Below are 17,075 nucleotides of genomic sequence, written 5' to 3' on the forward strand. Positions count from 1 at the left end.
ATTGTTCCGCGCGGACGGAGGCTGGAGAAGGACGCCGCTCAGTGACCGGTTACGTCATGAAGATGGGCGACGGCGGGTTTCGGCCCGCGTACAACCCGCAGTTGGCCAGCGATGTCGACTCGCTGGTGATCGTGGGCGTCGAGGTGGCCACGGCGGGAAGTGATCAGGGCCAGATGGTGCCGATGATCGAGCAGGTGCGCGAGCGTTGCGGCCAGGCGCCCGAGGCCTGGTTGGTCGATGGCGGCTTCGTCGGTCACCAGCAGGTCGAACAAGCCAGCGCACACACCACGGTGTATGGGCCAGTGCCGGCGTCCAAGGACAAGGCGATCGATCCGCACCAGCCCAAGCCGAAGGACAGTCTGGCCGTGGCGGCGTGGCGCGCGCGCATGGGGACCGATGAGGCCAAGGCGATCTACAAGAACCGCGCCGCAACCGCCGAATGCGTCAATGCCCACAGCCGCAATCGGGGGCTACAGCAGTTCCGCGTACGCGGACTGGTCAAGTTCAAGTGCGTGGTCTTGTTCTTTGCCTTGGCCCACAACCTGATGCGGATGGCCCGCCTGGCACCAGAGATGCTCGCCCTCGGGAAAGTTGCCCCCAGGCCGACGCGGGTGCGGGCGGCAATGAGTTCGCGCGCAAGCTCGAACTCCGGCGCTTGCGCCTCGTAGTCGGCGCGGGCCTCGGGGTTCGCCAGGATGAGGGTCTTCAGGGCGGCAAGCTCGGTCATCGGTCAGGCGCTTGTCATCTCGGGCGCACGCTGCACCGCAGGCATGCCGGCAGCGCGGGCCTTCCACAAGTCATAGGCGGCTTGCTGCGCAATCCAGGCGTCTGCACTGCCTCCGTTCTCCACGCCAAGCCAGCCTTCGAGGCGCAGGGCCATTTCCGGCGAGATTGCAGCACGGCCGTTCAGCACGCGCGACAGCGCAGCGCGGGTCACGCCAAGTTGCGCGGCGGCGTCGGTCACGGTCAGGCCCAGAGCAGGAAGAACATCCTCCCGGAGCGTTTCGCCAGGGTGCGGCGGGTTGAACATCGTCGTCATGGTGTTGCCCTCAGTGATAGTCCTGGTAATCCACCAGAACCGCGTCTCCGCCGTCAAAGCAGAACGTCAGACGCCAGTTGCCATTCACGAAAACCGAGTAATGGCCTGCCAGACTTCCGACAAGCGAATGCAGACGCCATCCCGGCAAGTTCATGTCCTCGGGTCCCTTGGCAGCGTGAAGTCGTGCCAGCAATCGGGCCAACTTTGGCGCGTGATGCGGCTGGATGCCTGCCTTGCCGCCAGTCTCGAAGAAGGCTTGCAGTCCTTTGTGCTCGAAGCTCTTGATCATGGCCTATTGTATAGCGTAGCGTTTCACAACTCAATGCAACCCAATCAAGGGACCACGCGCAGCGCAGGCGCGGCGCACGCGGTCAGGCTGCTCGCAGGTGCCGCACGTTTGAGGGCGTGCACTCGGCTTGGCCGACACCCTCTAGCCGCGCCCGCGCGACGCCCGCAACAGCTCGTACAGCCGCCCCGGCCCGAGCAGAATGGCCTTGATCTCGGCGCGGATACGCTCCGACTCCAGCGCCTGCCGGCTCATTGCGGTAAACGCCGACAGCGCGTCCATCACCGCGTCGAGGATGCGCGCATCCAGGTCCGGCGAGTTGCCGAACTGCTCCTTGGTGTTGTTGACCGCCTGCTCGATCAGCGTCTCGCACTCGAGCAGCTTGCCCTTGATCGCGTTATTCACGTAGAGCAGCTTGTCGCCCTCGGTGAGCTCGCCGACGAAGAGCTGGTTCACCCGCGCGATGATCTCGTCGAGCGCCGCCTTCTGCTTGTCGCGCACCTCGCCGCCACCGGGCCCGCTGGGCTTGAGCTTGTACTCGCCCTGCCCGGCGTCCAGCGCCAGTCGGCGGGTGCCGAGGTTCTTCAGCGTGTAGTGGGTGAGCGCGAGCGAGGACAGGTCGACCGTCTCGCTCTCGCGGCCGAAGTCGAGCACCTTGTGCAGCAGGCGGAAGAAGATCGCGCGCTTCTCGATGTCGGTGTTGCCGTAGTTGAAGATCTGCGAGAGGAAGCCGTACAGGCGCACGTAGGTGGCAAGGTCGCGCTTGAACAGGATCAGCGCATCGAGCTCGAGCTTGGCGGCGTGGGCGTCGGCGCTGCCCTCTTCCGCATCGCGCCGGCGGCGCTGGGCGTCGGCGTAGCGCTTGAGCAGACGGTCGGCCACCGGCACAAGGGCGCGGTCGAGCGCGGACTGATCCTTGCCGCGCAGCGCCACCTCGACCACGCGATCGACCTCGAACGTGTCGTAGAAACCCAGCCCGTCGAGCTTGGCGCGCAGGGTGTAGATCTGCTCGGGGTCGCTGACGCCAGCCAGTTCTGCCGTGGTGTGATAAACGCGGAAGGCGGCGAGGACCTCGTCGGGGTCATTCACGAAGTCGACCACGTAGGTGGTGTCCTTGCCCGGGTGCGCGCGGTTCAGGCGCGACAGCGTCTGCACCGCCTGGATGCCGGCGAGGCGCTTATCGACATACATACCGCACAACAGCGGCTCGTCGAAGCCGGTCTGGAACTTGTTTGCCACCAGCAGGATGGCGTAGTCGCCGCCCTTGAAGGCCTCACGGATGCCGCGCCCGCGCAGGCGCGGATTCATCAGCGCGCTGGTCTCGGCGAGCGGCTCGGGCGCGGACTCCGGGTCCTCCACCTCGCCCGAGAAGGCCACCAGGGTCGCGATGCGGTAGCCGTGCTCGTCGATGTACTTGCGCATCGCCAGCTGCCAGCGCACCGCCTCCTTGCGGCTGGCGGTCACCACCATTGCCTTGGCCTGGCCGCCGAGCAGCGGCGCGACGTGCTGGCGGAAGTGCTCGACCACGATGTGCACGCGCTGGGCGATGTTGTACTCGTGCAGCCGCACCCAACCCATGATGCCCTTCATGGCGGTGTCGCGATCAACCTCGGAATACCTGGCGCCACCCTCATGGGCCAGGTTGAAGGCCACCTTGTAGCTCGTGTAGTTCTGCAGCACGTCGAGGATGAAGCCCTCCTCGATCGCCTGCCGCATCGAATACACATGGAAGGGCGCGGGCAGATTGTCATCCGCAGGCGGGCGCGCGGGGTCGGGCCGGGTGCCGAAGAGCTGCAGCGTCTTGTCCTTGGGCGTGGCGGTGAAGGCAACGAAGGTGATGCCCAATTCCCTGCCCGCCGCCTTGGCCTGCATCTGCGCGGCGAGCAGGTCCTCGGTGTCGAACTCGCCGCCGTCCTCCAGCTCGGCCAGCTCCGCCGGCGACAGCACCGCCTTCAGCTTGGCCGCGGTCTCGTTGGTCTGCGAGGAATGCGCTTCGTCGGCGATCACCGCAAAGCGCTTGCCCTCGGTCGCCGCCAGCTCGCGCACCTTGTCGAGCGCGCGGGGAAAGGTCTGCAGCGTGCACACCACGATCTTCTTGCCGGCGGCGAGCGCCTCGGCCAGCTCCTGGCTCTTGCTCGCGCCCTCGCCCTTCACTACCGCGACCACGCCCTGGGTGCGCTCGAAGCCCATGATGGCTTCCTGCAGCTGGTCGTCGAGCACGGTACGGTCGGACACCACCAGCACCGTGTCGAAGACCTTGCGGTTTGCCTCGTCGTGCAGGTCGGCGAGGAAGTGCGCGGTCCACGCGATCGAGTTGGTCTTGCCCGAACCGGCCGAGTGCTGGATCAGGTACTTGTCGCCCGGCCCGTCGCGGCGCACCGCGGCGACGAGGGCGCGGGTGGCGTCGAGCTGGTGATAGCGCGGGAAGATCGTGTCGATGAGCTGCCGCGCGTCGTTCTTCCTCGACACGATGTAGCGGCCGAGGATCTCCAGCCACGAATCGCGCGCCCACACCGCTTTCCACAGGTAGTCGGTGGCGTAGCCCTGCGGGTTGGGCGGATTGCCGGCGGCGCCGGCGTCGCCCTTGTCGAAGGGCAGGAACACGGTGGCAAAGCCATCCAGCTTCGTCGTCATGCGCACCGCCGAGTTGCTCAGCGCAAAATGCACCAGCGCGCCCTGCGGAAAGGCCAGCAGCGGCTCCACCGCATTGCTGCCCGCCACGCGCGGCGGGCGATCCTTGCGGTACTGCAGCACCGCATCTTCCACCGCCTGGGTGTAGTCGGTCTTGATCTCGACGGTCGCCACCGGGATGCCGTTCACGAACAGCCCGAGGTCCAGGCAGTTCTCGTTGTGCAGCGAATAGCGCAGCTGGCGCACCACGCGCAGGCGGTTGGCGGCGTACTTCGCCTGCAGCTCGGCGTTCATCGCCAGCGCCGGGCGGAACTGCGCCACCTGGATCGGCCGCCGCAGCCCCAGCATCTCGAAGCCGTGGCGCAGCACGTGCAGCGTGCCGTGGTCGGCCAGCGTGCGCCGCAGGCGCTCGCACACCACCTTGCGCGCGTTCGCGCCGTGGTTCTGCTCGATGCTCGCCCAGACCTCGCGCTGCGTGTCCTGGATCCAGCCCACCACGTCGTCGGGGAACAGCGCCAGCGCGCGGTCGTAGCGCGCGGCATCGGCAGCGTCGTACAGCCAGCCGGCGGCGGCAAGGTCGTCGCAGATCTCGTCTTCGAGGGCGACTTCGGTATGCAGGGCGGTCATCGGAGGTCGGTGCGGCGCCGCGCAATCTCGGACAGCCAGGGCTGCAAGCCGCCAAGCCAGGCCAGTCCCATCGCAGCATCGTGCTCAGTCGGGGCCTGCATCCTAGCATCATGGGCGCGCACTGCCCTTGCTTGCGCGTCTCGACGCCGGGCCAGGCCGCGCGCCCGCAGCATCCCGCAGACAGACGCCGACCGCGATTGATCAGGCGCTGGCACGGTCGGCCGCCCGACCATCGCGCCAGCGCCACCACCGCCTCAGCCGCAGTTGCCCCCCGAGCAGCAATCGCCGGTGCGAATCGGGCGCAGCGTCGGCTGCTCGAGCCCCGCCCAGCGCGCCAGTTCGCTGCGTGTGGGATGGCGGCCGGAAAGCGCCATCTCGCCGTCAACCAGGATCAGCGGCAGCGCCGCCTGGCCCGAACGCTCGACAAGGTCCTTCACCACCGCATGCTGCGCGAGCGCGCCGGGCTGCTCGGCAAGGCTGATGCACTCGATGCGCGCGCCCTGCTTGTTCGCCCACTCGACGTCGGCGGCGAAGGCGCCCCGTGCCGCAGCGTCAGCCACAGCGGCACTGCCGCCCGAAGACCGATCGAACACCTGGATGGATTTCATGCAAATTCTCCGTTGACCGCCACGCTGGCGGCTTCTGTTAAGCCGCGCGAAGCCTACGATCAACAGGCCGGGGTCGCCTTGATCGGGATCAGCTCCTGACCAAGGCCGCGAGTCCGTCGCGGGCGAGCGCACGCCGCGCCCCCCATGCCGACCGCACTATGCCGCCCTCACCTCGTCGAGCAGATCGGGGTGGCGATCGAGCACCTTCAGCAGCTTTACCAGTGCCAGCGGGGGACGGGTCTTGCCATTCTCGTACCGCGAAAACGCATTGACCCCGCCACCGAAAATCTCCGCCGCCTCACGCTGATCGAGCGCCAGCTTCTTGCGGACACTGGCGATGAATGCCGGATCGACAGTCGCCGCATTGACCTGCTTCGAGAACATCCTCATCTCGCGCATCACGCGCTCCGACTCAGCGATATCCAGAATCGACTCCGCGCATGCCGGGCAGAAGTCTCCGGTCACGCCGGCGATCACCGTCGTCTCGCCTTTGTAGGTGTATGGAATATCGCGGGTATCGCGAATCAACTCCGCTTCACCGCATACCGGGCATTTCATGATCACAACTCCTTGAACGACACGATCAGCACGTCGTCGATTACCGTCAGCTTCAGATACACGTCGCCAGCCGGGGTCCGCGGCCGATACACGTCCTGCCAGATGGTGTGGTCCGCGTGCGTGGTCATGCTCTTGTAGAAATCCGCGGGCCTTAGGTCCAAGACCACTGCCAACATATCCGCGAGTTCAAGCCCCAGTTCGATCGCGCCCGCGCGTGCCGAGAGCGTGGTGCGCACCTTGCCAGCCTCGACAAGGCCCTTGACCATTGCCAAGCGGCAGTGCGGGGTCCGTCTTTCCATGGCGGGATAGTAACCTTCTTGGTTATTTTGGCAAGTTGGTTAATGTAACAAACAAACCCGCGACATCAGCGCGAACACGCCCCAGCCCAGGTACTCGCGTGTGTAAGCGGCATGGCGCACGGGCTCCGAGCGCAGTTTGGCGCGAACCTCCTCGGCGAGCGCGTCGCACGGATTGGCGTCCAACCATCGGCGCAGGGTGAGCCATTTGGCCGCCTCGTATCTGTCCCAGCTGTCCTGGTCCGCCAGCACCATCTCGACGACGTCGTAGCCAAGCTCGCCGAAGGACGCGAGAAGCGCTGGCAGCATGAGAAAGTCGGAGATCGAGCCCGCAAGACACTGCCTCGCCGCCTCGTCCGTCGGCGGCAACTGCCGCCAGTAAGGCTCGCCAATCAGGATGATCCCGCCGGGGTGCAGGCTTCGTGCCAGCAGTTCGATCGTGCCGGCCACCCCCGCGCCAATCCATGTCGCACCGAGGCAGGCGGCCACATCCACCTTCTCGTCGGACACAAAGCCCGCCGCATCGCCATGGATGAACGTGACTTGATCGCCAACGCCAAGTTCGCCCGCACGGTGTTTCGCCTGCTCGGAGAACAGTTGGCTCATGTCGATGCCAATACCGGTGATGCCGTGATCGCGTGCCCAGGTGCACAACATCTCCCCCGAACCGCTGCCGAGGTCGAGCACCCGCGCCCCCGGCTCCAGCCGCAACGCGGCGCCGAGCGTGGCGAGTTTCTCGGGGGTGAGCGGGTTGTGGATGCGGTGAGCGCTCTCGCTGATGTTGAAGATTCGCGGAATATCCAAGATGGAAAATCTCCTTTCAGGGTGAGAAGAGGCTGACGCTCCGAATGCCGACTCCTTGTTCGAGTTTGTCGCAGCTACAACCGAGCAAGCAATTACCAAGCTCGGGTCCAGCCATGCGCATGACTGTCGAACGATTCGCTGCTGAGGCCCTCGCACTGCCTCAATCAACGATCTCCGGGTACTCGCTCTCCAGCCACTGCTGCAACATCGCCCGCAACTTGCCCGCCTCCTGCAGGCAGGAGTCCAAAGCCTTCCCCGACACCGGATCGCCCTCGTAGTCGCTTGCATTGCGCTGCTTGCGCAAGGCATCGAGCACGATCACGGCCTTGTCCGGAGCCTGTCGCACGAGCTTGTGGATCGCCAGCAGGTTATCGAGTGTTATCCAGCACTCCCAGCAAGAGCATGACCGGATTGTGCAAGATATTCCGAACGAATGGATCGTCGCGCTCAATGCGCGCACGCCACTCCGCCTCGGAATACACCACCGGATTTACCTCGCGCCCCAGGACTTCCTGACACGGATGCAGCGCCATGACGACCTCGGTAAAGTCCGCCGCCCCCACCACCAGAACATCCACGTCGGAGAGGCTGGTCTCGCTGCCCCGCGCCACCGACCCGAACACCAGCGCAAACCGGACCCGGTCCGCCAGCTCCATCAGCGCCGCGCGCAGCACGTCGGCCAGCCCGCCCGTCTTGCGGAACAACCCAGCCAGCTCGGCGAACACAGGGCACGCGCGATTGGCCTGGTACAGCACTTGATTGCCGCGCTCGCTGCGGGTGAGCAGCCCGGCCTCGGCCAGGCGGGCGAGCTCCCGGTGCAGGGAACCGGCGCTGGTGCCAGTGAGTCGTGCGAGTTCGCGGACGTGCACCGCGTCATCCGGATGGAGCAGCAACCAGCCGAGCGCGCGCTGTCGCTGAACGCCGAAAAGGGTATCGAGCAGATTCATGTGTAGCCTTTTTAGCTTCATACGAAGCCTGTATGGCTACATTACGCGCGGGCTGGCGATATGCCAAGCACGCCGGATTCACCCGCCCCGCTTCACCTCGCTCAGCGTCTCCCCGCGCGCCGTTTTCCAGTCCAGCCACCCATTCGACGCCGCCGCACACACCACCGCCGACGCTCCGCTCGGCGAGGCGAACAGCACGTCCTCGGTAAACACCGTGACATCGCCCTCGACCACGATCCTGCCCTGCTCGATCAACTCGTTGCGGCGCTTGGCGAAGGAATGGTGCTCGAAGGCCTTGGCGATCTGCGCGCGCCCCTTCGAGCCCTTGAGCACGACGAAGCCCTCGGCGGTGTATTCCCCGCGAGCGTCGGTGCCGGCGCGGCGGTAGTAGAAGAGCTCCGTCTCACCCGCCGGGCCGGCGGGGTTGGCAACGGGGTCGAAGAGCGGGTAGCCGAGGGTGGCGAGCAGGGTGCGGCCGGTGTCGAAGATCTCCATGCAGTCCGCTTCGAGCGGCGCGGGGGTGTGCGGCCGGGTGCCGGCGTTGCCGTTCTCGGTGAGGTAGCGCCCGGCCTGGCGGGCGGCCTGGAGGCACTGCCATTCCAGGAACAGCCCGTGCGTCTGGGTGAGGCTGCCGGTGCGCGAGATCAGCACCAGCGCGCGCTGCCAGAAGTCCTTGTCCTTGTTGTGGCTGGCCAGGCGCTTGCGCAGGTCGCCGGTCTGGCCGATGTAGACCTTGGGCTCGGCGCCGTCCTCGCTCTGACCGAAGAGGAAATACACCGCCACCTGCTCGCTCTCGGGCATGGCGAGGAAGACGTCGAGCTGCGGGCGCGGCACCTCGATGAGCTGCACGATGCGGGTGGTGATCTCAGCGATGCGGATCCCGCGCGGGTCGCCGAGCGGCAGGAAGATCTGGATGGTCTGCGGGCGCGCGGCGGGCGTCATGCGGGCTCCGGGGTGGGTTCGGCGGAGGCGGCGGCGAAGTGGCGAACGTCGATCTTGCCGGTGACGGCGGCGGAGATCAGGGCGGTGCGGCGCTCCATGAGAAGGTTTATCGTGGACTCGGCCTCAATCATCAGCTGATCGAGCCGATCGACCTCGCGATTGAGTCGTGCGGCGATCGCAATCTGCTCCTCCTCAGGCGGCAAAGCACAGATGAACGCAAGTAAGTTCGACTGGGGCAGATTGTTCGCCAGCCCGTTGCCACCACTCAGCGCCTGCTCGATCTGCGCCCGCAAGGCGCGGGCGCTCAACATCGCCACGAAAAATGCCGGATCGACATCGTTCTCAAGGCGGAGCCGGAAGATCTTGTCGGAAAGCATCAGACGCCCTGGCGTCTCCCGCACGAGCGCCGTCGATCCGACCAAGTCGGGCGAGCCACTCGCGCGAGACATGAGGACATCGCCGACCTTCACACAGTAGGACTCGTCTGGCAGCAACTCCGACGGGAGCGCCTTGTTCTCGGCTGGGCGGTACTTGCCGCCATTGACGCACCCGGCCTTGAGCACGCCCCACTCGCCTGCCTCGGCGGGACGCGCATGGCAATCGGGGCTCCACCCCTGTTCGATCTTGGCGATCGCGCGCCGCAGCGCACAGACTCGCCAATGCGCCGGCACCTCCCCCAGCCACGCCACCCCGGAGTCCTTCAACGGCACACCCGGATCCAGCCCCTTGGTGACCGCGTGCGAGATCAGCGCCTGGCGCTTTTCCTTCAGCAGTGCGATCAGGTTCTGCTGCTCGGCGACAAGGGCGTCGATCTTGGCGGTTTCGCGGTCGAGGAAGGCAGAGATTGCGCACTGCTCCCTCAGCGGAGGAAAGGCCAGCCGAAAATCCCGGACGAAATCGTCGGGGACGCGTTTCTGGCCGCCTGCTCCATACATGGATGCCTCTCCGAGCTTGCGGAACGGCTGCGACACGAAAACCCAGTGCAAATACTCGCTGGTCGTCTCATCGGGCTTCGGCCGAGCAACGATGAGCTCCGTGGTGCCAAAACCGGCGCCGCCGACGAGCCCGCACATGACAGCCCCCTTGCCGTTCTCGAAACAGGGCGTGATCTTCGCGATCGTTACGTCGCCGTCACGGAAGTAGGTGTAGCCGGACGAGACCTCCAGAATCGGGCGAGTACGCTGCAGATCGAGCCGCCCATCCTCACCAATCGCCTCCATCGGGAGGAATGAAAGCTCGGTTTCAGGCGGGAGCGCTGCAACCTCGGACTTCGACGGATTCAGCGTCGCCACTTGGCGGACACGCAGGAGCTCCCAATGCCCCGGCACCTCCCCCATCCACTCGACGCCCGAGTCCTTGTACTCCGGATAGCGCGGAAAGCTCATTCTTCCTCTCCCGCCTCGAGCGTGTTCTGCAGGTAGAACTCGTGCAGCTTGGCCTGCAGCAGCTTCTTGTCGGGCAACTGGGTCTGGTACTCGGCGATCAGGGTCGGCGACAGGCTGCGGCTGAGCGCGTATTCGACCACCTCGTCGTCCTTGCTGGCGCACAGCAGCACTCCGATCGCAGGGTTCTCGTGCGGCTTCCTGACGTCGCGGTCGAGCGCCTCCAGGTAGAAGCCGAGCTTGCCGAGGTATTCGGGTTCGAAGCGGCCGACCTTCAGCTCGATCGCCACCAGGCAGTTGAGGCCGCGATGGAAGAACAGCAGGTCGAGCGCGAAGTCGCGCTTGCCGACCTGCAGCGGAAATTCGGAGCCGACGAAGCAGAAGTCGCGGCCGAGTTCGATCAGGAAGTCCTTGAGGCGATGGAGCAGGCCGCGATGCAGGTCGAGCTCGCTGTGTGGCTCGGGCAGGCCGAGGAACTCGACCACGTAGGCGTCGCGGAAAACGTCCAGGGCCTGGGGGTGAGTTTGTCTCACCGGTGGTGAGACTTTTGCGGGATTGAGCACGGCGCGCTCAAAGAGCGCGGCCTTGAATTGGCGCTCCAGTTCCCGCTTGCTCCACTTCTCCTGGATCGCCATGCGCAGGTAGAAGACACGCTCGTCCGGGCGCTTGCTCTGGCTGAGGATGATGAGGTTGTGGGTCCAGGGCAATTGTCTCAGCAGTGCCGAGACAATTTCGTCGTCGCGGTAGGCCTCGTAGAACTGCCGCATCCTGAACAGGTTCGGGCGCGTGAATCCCCGCAACCCGGGCTGCGTGCGCGCGATGTGCTCCGCCAGTTGCGCGACCACGCCGTCGCCCCATTCCGCGGCGGCGATCTTGCGGCTGATGATGGCGCCGACCTGCCAGTAGAGTTCGATCAGCGCGGCATTGACGGTTTGCACCGCGCGCTGCCGGGCGGTGACGATGAGGCCGACGATCTCGGCAAAACCGCTATCAGGCATGGCACTCATCCCGTAACCTCCGCCGGCATCGCCAAGCGCACGCCTTCGGGCGGCTTGACACGGTAGCCGACCGAGATGATGACGTCGAGGTTGTAATGCGTGACCTGATAGGTTTTTCCGTCGTCGGCAGTATGTGCAAAATTTGCACATACTGCCTTGGCGTCGAGTTCGCCTTCCTTGAAGACATTGCAAACATGCCGCCCGATCACCGTGCGGTCCCGCCCGAACAACTGGCTCAGCTGCTCCTGCCGCAGCCAGACGGTATCGCCCTCCAGCCTGACCTCGACCGTTCCCGCATCGCTGCGGTAGATGACGAGTTCGCTCATCCCGCCAACCCCTCGATCATCTGCTTGATCCGGTCCATCGAGCGCTTCAGGTCCGCGTCGATCTGCGCCAGCGGCCGCGGCGGCTCGAAGACGTAGAAGTGGCGGTTGAAGGGGATCTCGTAGCCGACCCTGGTCTTGTCGTGATCGATCCAGGCGTCGGGGGCGTGGGGCAGGACCTCGCGCTCGAACCAGGCCTGCACGTCCTCCAACAAGGGCACGTTCTCGGTGTCGCGCAGCGCGGTGTCGGGCTGGGGCTTGCCTTTCTGCTTGCCGCGCTCGCCGAGCACGATGTGGCCTTGCGCGTCGCGCTGCGGGCGTTCGATGGTGATCGTGCGGTAGCCGAAGTCCTCGTTGCGGAAGACGCGCGCGATGGGCACGCGCTTCACCTTGCCGCCTTCGGGCGCGGTCGGCAGCTTCACGCCCGGGAACAGCGTGACGCGCTCGAGCTCCTTGCCGTGGGCGTCGATCACCACCGCCTGCTCCATCTCCGGAAAGCCGCCGAAGATGCGGGTGATGTCGGCGATGTGGGCCTCGGACAGCTCCTTGCGCTTGGAGCCGAGGCTCTTCCTCATCTTCTGCCAGAAGCTGGAGGCGTCGATCAGCTGCACCCAGCCGCGGCGGTCGTCGACCTTGCGGTTGGTGAGGATCCACACATAGGTGCTGATGCCGGTGTTGTAGAACATGTCGGTGGGCAGGCCGACGATGGCTTCGACCAGGTCGTTCTCGAGCAGGTAGCGGCGGATCTCGGATTCGCCCGAACCGGCGCCGCCGGTAAACAGCGGCGAGCCGTTGAGCACGATGCCGATGCGACTGCCGCCCTGCTCGGCCGGGCGCATCTTCGAGATCAGGTGCAGCAGAAAGAGCAGCGAGCCGTCCGACACGCGCGGCAGACCCGGCCCGAAGCGGCCGGCGAAGCCTTTGTCCTCGGCCTCGCGGCGCACCTCCTTCTCGACCTTCTTCCACTCCACGCCGAAGGGCGGGTTGCTGAGCATGTAGTCGAACAGCTTGCCGAGCAGGCCGTCCTCGGACAGCGTGTTGCCGAGCACGATGTTGCGCACGTCCTGGCCCTTGATCAGCATGTCGGCCTTGCAGATGGCGTAGGACTCGGGGTTGAGCTCCTGGCCGAACATGGTGAGGCGCGCGCCGGGGTTGATGTCGTGCAGGTGCTCGCCCGCGACCGACAGCATGCCGCCGGTGCCGGCGGTGGGGTCGTAGATGGTGCGCACGATGCCGGGCTTGCCGAGCGCATCGTCGTCCTCGATGAAGAGCAGGCTCACCATCAGGCGGATGACCTCGCGCGGGGTGAAGTGCTCGCCGGCGGTCTCGTTGGAGATCTCGGCGAACTTGCGGATCAGCTCCTCGAACACCAGGCCCATGTGCACGTTGTCGACGCGCTTGGGGTGGAGCTCGACGTGGGCGAATTTTTCCACCACCAGGTAGAGCAGCCCAGCCTTGTGCAGGCGCTCGACGGTGTTGGCGAAGTCGAAGCGCTCGAAGATGTCGCGCACGTCGGGCGCAAAGCCCTGGATGTAGGTGTGCAGGTTGGCGCGCAGGTGGTCCTGGTCGCCAGCGAGCGTGGGCAGGTCGAGCGCGCTGACGTTGTAGAAGGGCACGCCGGATTTCTTCAGTACGAAGGGCTCGAAGGGCAGCCCGGCCTGCTCCTTGTCGCGGTGTTCGGCGAGCACCGCCTCCTTGGTCGGCGCCAGCACGCAGTCGAGCCGGCGCAGCACGGTGAAGGGCAGGATGACGCGGCCGTATTCGGACTGCTTGAAGTCGCCGCGCAACAGGTCGGCGACCGACCAGATGAGGGCGGAGAGGGCTTGCTGGTTCATGGGCTCGGGTCGTTGGAAGGCGCAGGCGGGCGATTATCGCCCATGGGAGGACCAAGCGACGCCGCTCCCCGCCGCGGCAGTGGTCGCCGCACGCGCAAGCCGGCGCTTGCCTTTTGCCGCCGCTCTTCATAACTTGGCAACAGGCTTCACCCCGCACGCCGGCCACGGCAACCCAAGGAGAATTCCGATGACGACCCGACACCTGCTGGCTGGCGCGCTGCTCGCCGCGCTGTCGGGCGCGGCTGCGGCCGCGCCCCCGTTCGAGGCCGAGCTGGTGGGCGCCTTCTTCGAGACCGAGCAGGTCGATGTGGCGGTCAGCGGCTCGGTGGTGGTGGGCGTGACCAGCACCGCGGTGCAGGGCGGCAGCTCGGTCGACAACTTGCTGCTGCTGCACGCGGCCGGCGAGCCGCAGGTGTGCCTGACGATGCTGTCGCGCGACGGGGTCTATTACTCGCGCAACACCTTCAGGCTGCCCGCGGCCGGTGCCGGCCAGGCAGTGCGCCTGCCCTACCGCTCGAACCTGCGCGACCGCCTCGGCAACTACGCCGCCACCGACCTCGCCATGCGCGCCAGCGCCGGCAGTTGCGAGCACGGCGGCAACCTCTACTACGTGCTCGGTGCGGCGGGCGGCCAGGCGCCGGCGGCGATCCGCGTGTTCGTCAATTCCTTCGGCGCCACCGACGTCTTCTTCCGCAGCGCGGCGCCAGGCCTGGAGGGCGCCTGCACGCCAATCGCCGAGGGCCGGCGCACCAGCTTCGATCACTGGTGCGATATTCCCTGGCCGGCGGGCGGCGCCGAGCGGGTCGAGGTCGGCATCGAGCGCGAGCGCTATGGCCGCGAGATGCCGGCGGTGACGCTGACGCTCGTGCTGTTGCCGCAGGACTGATGGCCGCGCCAGCGCAGGCGGAGGACGATCCGCCCCTCCACGCCACACCCACCGCACTGCAGCGCTGCGGCGCCTGCCTGGGCTTCGTGTGGAAGCTGGCGCTGGGTGCCGGCGTGCTCGCCATCTGGTTGCTGGTGGGCGTCGTCGTCGTGCTGCTCGCGCTCAACCTGCATGCGCCGCCGGGCTGGTACTTCAGCATCAGCGCGCAGACCGAGGCGACCGACCTCGAGCTCGCCGCCGGGCGCGAGACGCAGTGGCGCATCGAAGGCGCGATCGTGTGCGCCACCACCGCACTACCGCCCCCCCTCGAGCTGCTGCCGCGCGCGGCGGCCTCGCCCTGCGGCGGACGGCGCTGGCAGGCCCACGCCTTGCCGGGTGGCGAGGACGCCGAGCATGTGCTGGTGCTGGGGGGCGCCAGTGCCGCAGCGGGGGGCGCCGCCACGCCCGGCACCGAACCCGCCGCGCTCCAGGTCGGGCTGGAGGCGCGCAGCGACGGCGGCCTGCAGATGTCGATCCGCGGCCCCGGCCCGCTGCGCCTGGCCACCGCCGGGCAGGAGATCGCCCTGCCGCCCGGCCTCAACCTGATCTGGGCGGGCGAGACGCGGCCGCGAGACCTCGTCTTCCCCTTCACCGGCGAGCGCGTGCGGGTCGGCCGCGACGTGACCTGGTCCGACGCGAGCATGCTGCGCGAGGGCACGCTGGCGGTGTTCACCGCCTCGGACGAGTCGCTTGCCAAGCGCTCGCAGGTCGAGGAGGTGGCGCTGATGCCTGGCGACCAGGTCCGCCTCGAGCGCCACGACAGTGGGGGCGTGTTCCACCCCAAGGGCTTCGTGCGCTTCGACCGCCCGGGCGGCGACGCGCCGGCCAGCCTCGCCATGGTCGCCTTCGGCCGCGCCGAGAGCATCCGCATCGAGCGCTTCGGCGACAGCGGCTACGAGTTCAAGCCAGGCTGGTGGGTCGGCATCCTGCACGACCGCCGGCTGATGATGGCCTCGGCCATCCTGGTGGCGCTGATCACCGTGCTCGGCGGCCTCGCCGGCTGCCGTGAGCTTGCGCCCACGCCCGCCGAGGCCTGGCGCGCGCTGCGCCGCGCCTGGCGCCCGAACATAGCCCCCACGCAGGACGACCAACGATGACGAACTCCCGCCTGCGCGCACGCCTGTGGGCGAGCGCGCTGACCGCCCTGCTGCCCTGCGCCGCCCCGGTCGCCGCCCAGCAGGCGGTGGTGACGACCCAGGACGTCAGCGCGCTCGAGATCGGCCAGGCCTTTCTCGCCCATCATGGCGGCCAGTGCTACGCCATCCTGCCCACCCATGTGGTGAGCGAGGCCGGGCGCCCGGCGCTGCGGCGCGAGGGCACCCAAGGCCTGCTCGGCGAGACCGTGGACCACGCCGAGCTCGGCGACGACCTCAGCCTTGCCCGCGTGGCGGGCGCCATCAGCACCGACTGCGGCGCGAGCGCGCTGAGCATCCGGCGCGCCGTCGAGCGCCTGCTGCAGCAGGGCCGCCTGGGCACGCTGCGCTCGATCAACGGCGACGGCACGGTGGCCCAGCTCGGCGTCACCATCGTCGATGACGACGGCCGCGGCCTGCTGCGCGTGCAGCCCACCCACCAGGGCAACCCGATCCGCAAGGGCCTGAGCGGCAGCCTGCTGCTGATCGACGGCGTCAGCGTCGGCATGCTGCTTTCGGTCAACGCGCGCTCGGGCATCGGCACGGTGGCGCGCGTCGACATGCTGATGGCGAAGGTGGACGCCCACCTGATGAACGCCGCGGCGCCTGCGGCTGCGCCCCCCGCGCAGGCCGCAGCGGCGCCTTCGAGTGCGCCCGCCGCCCCAGCAGCAGCGGCGGGCGGCCCGCGCGTGCTCGCCTGGAGCGCGCTGCCGATCGACGAGGCGCATCGCGCCGCCAACCTCACCGCCGGCGCCGAGGCGCCGCCCTGGGCCAGCATTCCCGAACGCTGGCCGGTCACCATCGACTTGCAGGCCGGCGAGGGCCTGGTCACGATCAATGGCGTGGTGCTCGACGGCCGCGCCGTCGCCGACGCCGGGCGCTTGCCGGCCCACGTCGAGCTGTTCATCAACCCGAGCGGCGATGCGCGCAGCTGGCGCGCGATCACCTCGGTGCCGCTGGATTATCGCGACGGCGTCGCGCAGATCGCGCTCGCGCCGCTGCGCACCCGGCTGCTGAGGCTCAGCTTCAGCGCCACGGTGGGCGGCGGCGAGCTCATCAGCCTGGGCCGCATCGGCCTGCTCCAGTAAGGCGCGCGCTGCTCAGCGCAGCTTGCCCATCGCGAGGAACTGGGTGCGACCCGAATCCAGCCGCACCACGCCCGCGACGGCGTTGTCGTCCTGCAGGCTCATTTGCGCGTTGACTCGCGAGCCGTAGCTGAAGACCAGCTCGGTACCGCTGACCTGGCCCTGCCAGTTGCTCCCCTTGAAGGTCCCCGCCTCGGCGTTGCGGCCATCGATCGGCACCACCAGGCCGCTGCCGTTCTTGACCAGGTAGTCGGCCGAGGCCTCCTGGATCGGCTTCGGCGCCGAGGGATCGGGCGTCAGCGTCAGGTGCAGGTTGTTCTGGCTCAGCAGCAAGGCCTTGAAGGCCATCGCCCGCAGCACGCTGTCGGCGCTGGCGAGGCCGGTCTCGTAGGCGATCAGGCGCAGGGCCTCGTCGCCGCTCTTGACCATCGCGTCGAAGGTGGCGAGCCGCATGTTCTGGTCGGGGCCGTTGAGGACCTTGCGCAACTCCTCGATGTCGCGCGCCTGGCCACGGGCGCGCTCGAGGATCTCGGCGGCCGTGCCCTGGGCATGTGCCGCAGGCGGCAAGGACAGGCCGGCCGCGCCCACGGCGGCGAGCACGGCGATGTAAAGGGGAAGGCGACGCATCGGGCGGACTCCTGTGCAGGGGGCGGAAA

The 17,075-nt window shown here is 67.4% G+C and carries 19 protein-coding genes; 4 read left to right on the forward strand and 15 right to left on the reverse strand.

What is annotated here, in order from left to right; genetic code table 11:
- On the forward strand, positions 1-668 hold a 668-nt coding region (locus PLC66_RS10115; protein WP_324539948.1), incomplete at its 5' end, for a transposase.
- 62 nt (positions 669-730) lie between these two features.
- Here PLC66_RS10115 and PLC66_RS10120 read toward each other — a convergent pair.
- From PLC66_RS10120 to PLC66_RS10185, 14 genes are all read right to left on the reverse strand, one after another.
- Positions 731-1,039, reverse strand: a complete 309-nt coding sequence (locus PLC66_RS10120; RefSeq protein WP_324539950.1) for a HigA family addiction module antitoxin — start codon at positions 1,037-1,039, stop codon at positions 731-733.
- Positions 1,040-1,049: 10 nt separating this feature from the next.
- Complete coding sequence (locus PLC66_RS10125) at positions 1,050-1,328, reverse strand: type II toxin-antitoxin system RelE/ParE family toxin (protein WP_324539951.1); 279 nt, start codon at positions 1,326-1,328, stop codon at positions 1,050-1,052.
- Between the two features lie 141 nt (positions 1,329-1,469).
- Positions 1,470-4,583, reverse strand: a complete 3,114-nt coding sequence (locus tag PLC66_RS10130; RefSeq protein ID WP_324539953.1) for a type I restriction endonuclease subunit R — start codon at positions 4,581-4,583, stop codon at positions 1,470-1,472.
- 254 nt (positions 4,584-4,837) lie between these two features.
- Positions 4,838-5,191, reverse strand: a complete 354-nt coding sequence (locus PLC66_RS10135; protein ID WP_324539955.1) for an arsenic metallochaperone ArsD family protein — start codon at positions 5,189-5,191, stop codon at positions 4,838-4,840.
- Positions 5,192-5,347: 156 nt separating this feature from the next.
- Complete coding sequence (locus PLC66_RS10140) at positions 5,348-5,749, reverse strand: type II toxin-antitoxin system MqsA family antitoxin (RefSeq protein ID WP_324539957.1); 402 nt, start codon at positions 5,747-5,749, stop codon at positions 5,348-5,350.
- 2 nt (positions 5,750-5,751) lie between these two features.
- Positions 5,752-6,048, reverse strand: coding sequence for a type II toxin-antitoxin system MqsR family toxin (locus tag PLC66_RS10145; RefSeq protein ID WP_324539959.1), 297 nt, complete (start codon positions 6,046-6,048; stop codon positions 5,752-5,754).
- Between the two features lie 39 nt (positions 6,049-6,087).
- The gene (locus tag PLC66_RS10150; RefSeq protein WP_324539962.1) at positions 6,088-6,849 is read right to left on the reverse strand and encodes an SAM-dependent methyltransferase; all 762 of its coding nucleotides are present in this window, start codon (positions 6,847-6,849) and stop codon (positions 6,088-6,090) included.
- Positions 6,850-7,009: 160 nt separating this feature from the next.
- A complete protein-coding gene (locus tag PLC66_RS10155) occupies positions 7,010-7,195 on the reverse strand; it encodes a hypothetical protein (RefSeq protein WP_324539964.1) in 186 nt (61 codons plus the stop codon).
- A 22-nt stretch (positions 7,196-7,217) separates the two neighbouring features.
- Positions 7,218-7,796: a MarR family transcriptional regulator gene (locus PLC66_RS10160; protein ID WP_324539966.1), complete on the reverse strand. Its 579-nt coding sequence runs from the start codon at positions 7,794-7,796 to the stop codon at positions 7,218-7,220.
- 78 nt (positions 7,797-7,874) lie between these two features.
- Positions 7,875-8,738, reverse strand: coding sequence for a GIY-YIG nuclease family protein (locus PLC66_RS10165; protein WP_324539968.1), 864 nt, complete (start codon positions 8,736-8,738; stop codon positions 7,875-7,877).
- Positions 8,735-10,123: a restriction endonuclease subunit S gene (locus PLC66_RS10170; RefSeq protein ID WP_324539970.1), complete on the reverse strand. Its 1,389-nt coding sequence runs from the start codon at positions 10,121-10,123 to the stop codon at positions 8,735-8,737. The genes PLC66_RS10165 and PLC66_RS10170 overlap by 4 nt, the downstream gene beginning before the upstream one ends.
- A complete protein-coding gene (locus tag PLC66_RS10175) occupies positions 10,120-11,127 on the reverse strand; it encodes a PDDEXK nuclease domain-containing protein (protein WP_324539972.1) in 1,008 nt (335 codons plus the stop codon). The genes PLC66_RS10170 and PLC66_RS10175 overlap by 4 nt, the downstream gene beginning before the upstream one ends.
- Positions 11,124-11,444, reverse strand: coding sequence for a RhuM family protein (rhuM, locus tag PLC66_RS10180; RefSeq protein WP_324539975.1), 321 nt, complete (start codon positions 11,442-11,444; stop codon positions 11,124-11,126). Before rhuM ends, PLC66_RS10175 begins: the two co-directional genes overlap by 4 nt.
- On the reverse strand, positions 11,441-13,276 hold the full coding sequence (locus tag PLC66_RS10185) for a type I restriction-modification system subunit M (protein ID WP_324539977.1): 1,836 nt from the start codon (positions 13,274-13,276) through the stop codon (positions 11,441-11,443). Before PLC66_RS10185 ends, rhuM begins: the two co-directional genes overlap by 4 nt.
- 187 nt (positions 13,277-13,463) lie before the next feature.
- On the opposite strand from PLC66_RS10185, the gene PLC66_RS10190 reads away from it, so the two are divergent.
- The 3 genes from PLC66_RS10190 to PLC66_RS10200 are packed head-to-tail and all read left to right on the forward strand — an operon-like array spanning position 13,464 to position 16,422.
- Complete coding sequence (locus tag PLC66_RS10190) at positions 13,464-14,162, forward strand: hypothetical protein (protein WP_324539979.1); 699 nt, start codon at positions 13,464-13,466, stop codon at positions 14,160-14,162.
- Positions 14,162-15,298, forward strand: coding sequence for a hypothetical protein (locus PLC66_RS10195; RefSeq protein ID WP_324539981.1), 1,137 nt, complete (start codon positions 14,162-14,164; stop codon positions 15,296-15,298). The genes PLC66_RS10190 and PLC66_RS10195 overlap by 1 nt, the downstream gene beginning before the upstream one ends.
- A complete protein-coding gene (locus PLC66_RS10200; RefSeq protein WP_324539983.1) occupies positions 15,295-16,422 on the forward strand; it encodes a hypothetical protein in 1,128 nt (375 codons plus the stop codon). The genes PLC66_RS10195 and PLC66_RS10200 overlap by 4 nt, the downstream gene beginning before the upstream one ends.
- 12 nt (positions 16,423-16,434) lie before the next feature.
- On the opposite strand, the gene PLC66_RS10205 is transcribed toward PLC66_RS10200, so the two are convergent.
- On the reverse strand, positions 16,435-17,046 hold the full coding sequence (locus PLC66_RS10205) for a hypothetical protein (protein WP_324539985.1): 612 nt from the start codon (positions 17,044-17,046) through the stop codon (positions 16,435-16,437).
- Between the last annotated feature and the right edge of the window lie 29 nt (positions 17,047-17,075).

The sequence above is a fragment of the Thauera sp. genome (genome assembly GCF_035444905.1).
Taxonomy (GTDB): Bacteria; Pseudomonadota; Gammaproteobacteria; order Burkholderiales; family Rhodocyclaceae; genus Thauera.

Coding starts and splice junctions, on each gene's coding strand:
- PLC66_RS10160 (WP_324539966.1), bottom strand. CDS start 7,796: ATGAATCTGCTCGATACCCTTTTCGGCGTTCAGCGACAGCGCGCGCTC.
- PLC66_RS10175 (WP_324539972.1), bottom strand. CDS start 11,127: ATGAGTGCCATGCCTGATAGCGGTTTTGCCGAGATCGTCGGCCTCATC.
- rhuM (WP_324539975.1), bottom strand. CDS start 11,444: ATGAGCGAACTCGTCATCTACCGCAGCGATGCGGGAACGGTCGAGGTC.
- PLC66_RS10135 (WP_324539955.1), bottom strand. CDS start 5,191: ATGAAATCCATCCAGGTGTTCGATCGGTCTTCGGGCGGCAGTGCCGCT.
- PLC66_RS10125 (WP_324539951.1), bottom strand. CDS start 1,328: ATGATCAAGAGCTTCGAGCACAAAGGACTGCAAGCCTTCTTCGAGACT.
- PLC66_RS10130 (WP_324539953.1), bottom strand. CDS start 4,583: ATGACCGCCCTGCATACCGAAGTCGCCCTCGAAGACGAGATCTGCGAC.
- PLC66_RS10145 (WP_324539959.1), bottom strand. CDS start 6,048: ATGGAAAGACGGACCCCGCACTGCCGCTTGGCAATGGTCAAGGGCCTT.
- PLC66_RS10120 (WP_324539950.1), bottom strand. CDS start 1,039: ATGACGACGATGTTCAACCCGCCGCACCCTGGCGAAACGCTCCGGGAG.
- PLC66_RS10170 (WP_324539970.1), bottom strand. CDS start 10,123: ATGAGCTTTCCGCGCTATCCGGAGTACAAGGACTCGGGCGTCGAGTGG.
- PLC66_RS10140 (WP_324539957.1), bottom strand. CDS start 5,749: ATGAAATGCCCGGTATGCGGTGAAGCGGAGTTGATTCGCGATACCCGC.
- PLC66_RS10165 (WP_324539968.1), bottom strand. CDS start 8,738: ATGACGCCCGCCGCGCGCCCGCAGACCATCCAGATCTTCCTGCCGCTC.
- PLC66_RS10195 (WP_324539981.1), top strand. CDS start 14,162: ATGGCCGCGCCAGCGCAGGCGGAGGACGATCCGCCCCTCCACGCCACA.
- PLC66_RS10185 (WP_324539977.1), bottom strand. CDS start 13,276: ATGAACCAGCAAGCCCTCTCCGCCCTCATCTGGTCGGTCGCCGACCTG.
- PLC66_RS10190 (WP_324539979.1), top strand. CDS start 13,464: ATGACGACCCGACACCTGCTGGCTGGCGCGCTGCTCGCCGCGCTGTCG.
- PLC66_RS10205 (WP_324539985.1), bottom strand. CDS start 17,046: ATGCGTCGCCTTCCCCTTTACATCGCCGTGCTCGCCGCCGTGGGCGCG.
- PLC66_RS10200 (WP_324539983.1), top strand. CDS start 15,295: ATGACGAACTCCCGCCTGCGCGCACGCCTGTGGGCGAGCGCGCTGACC.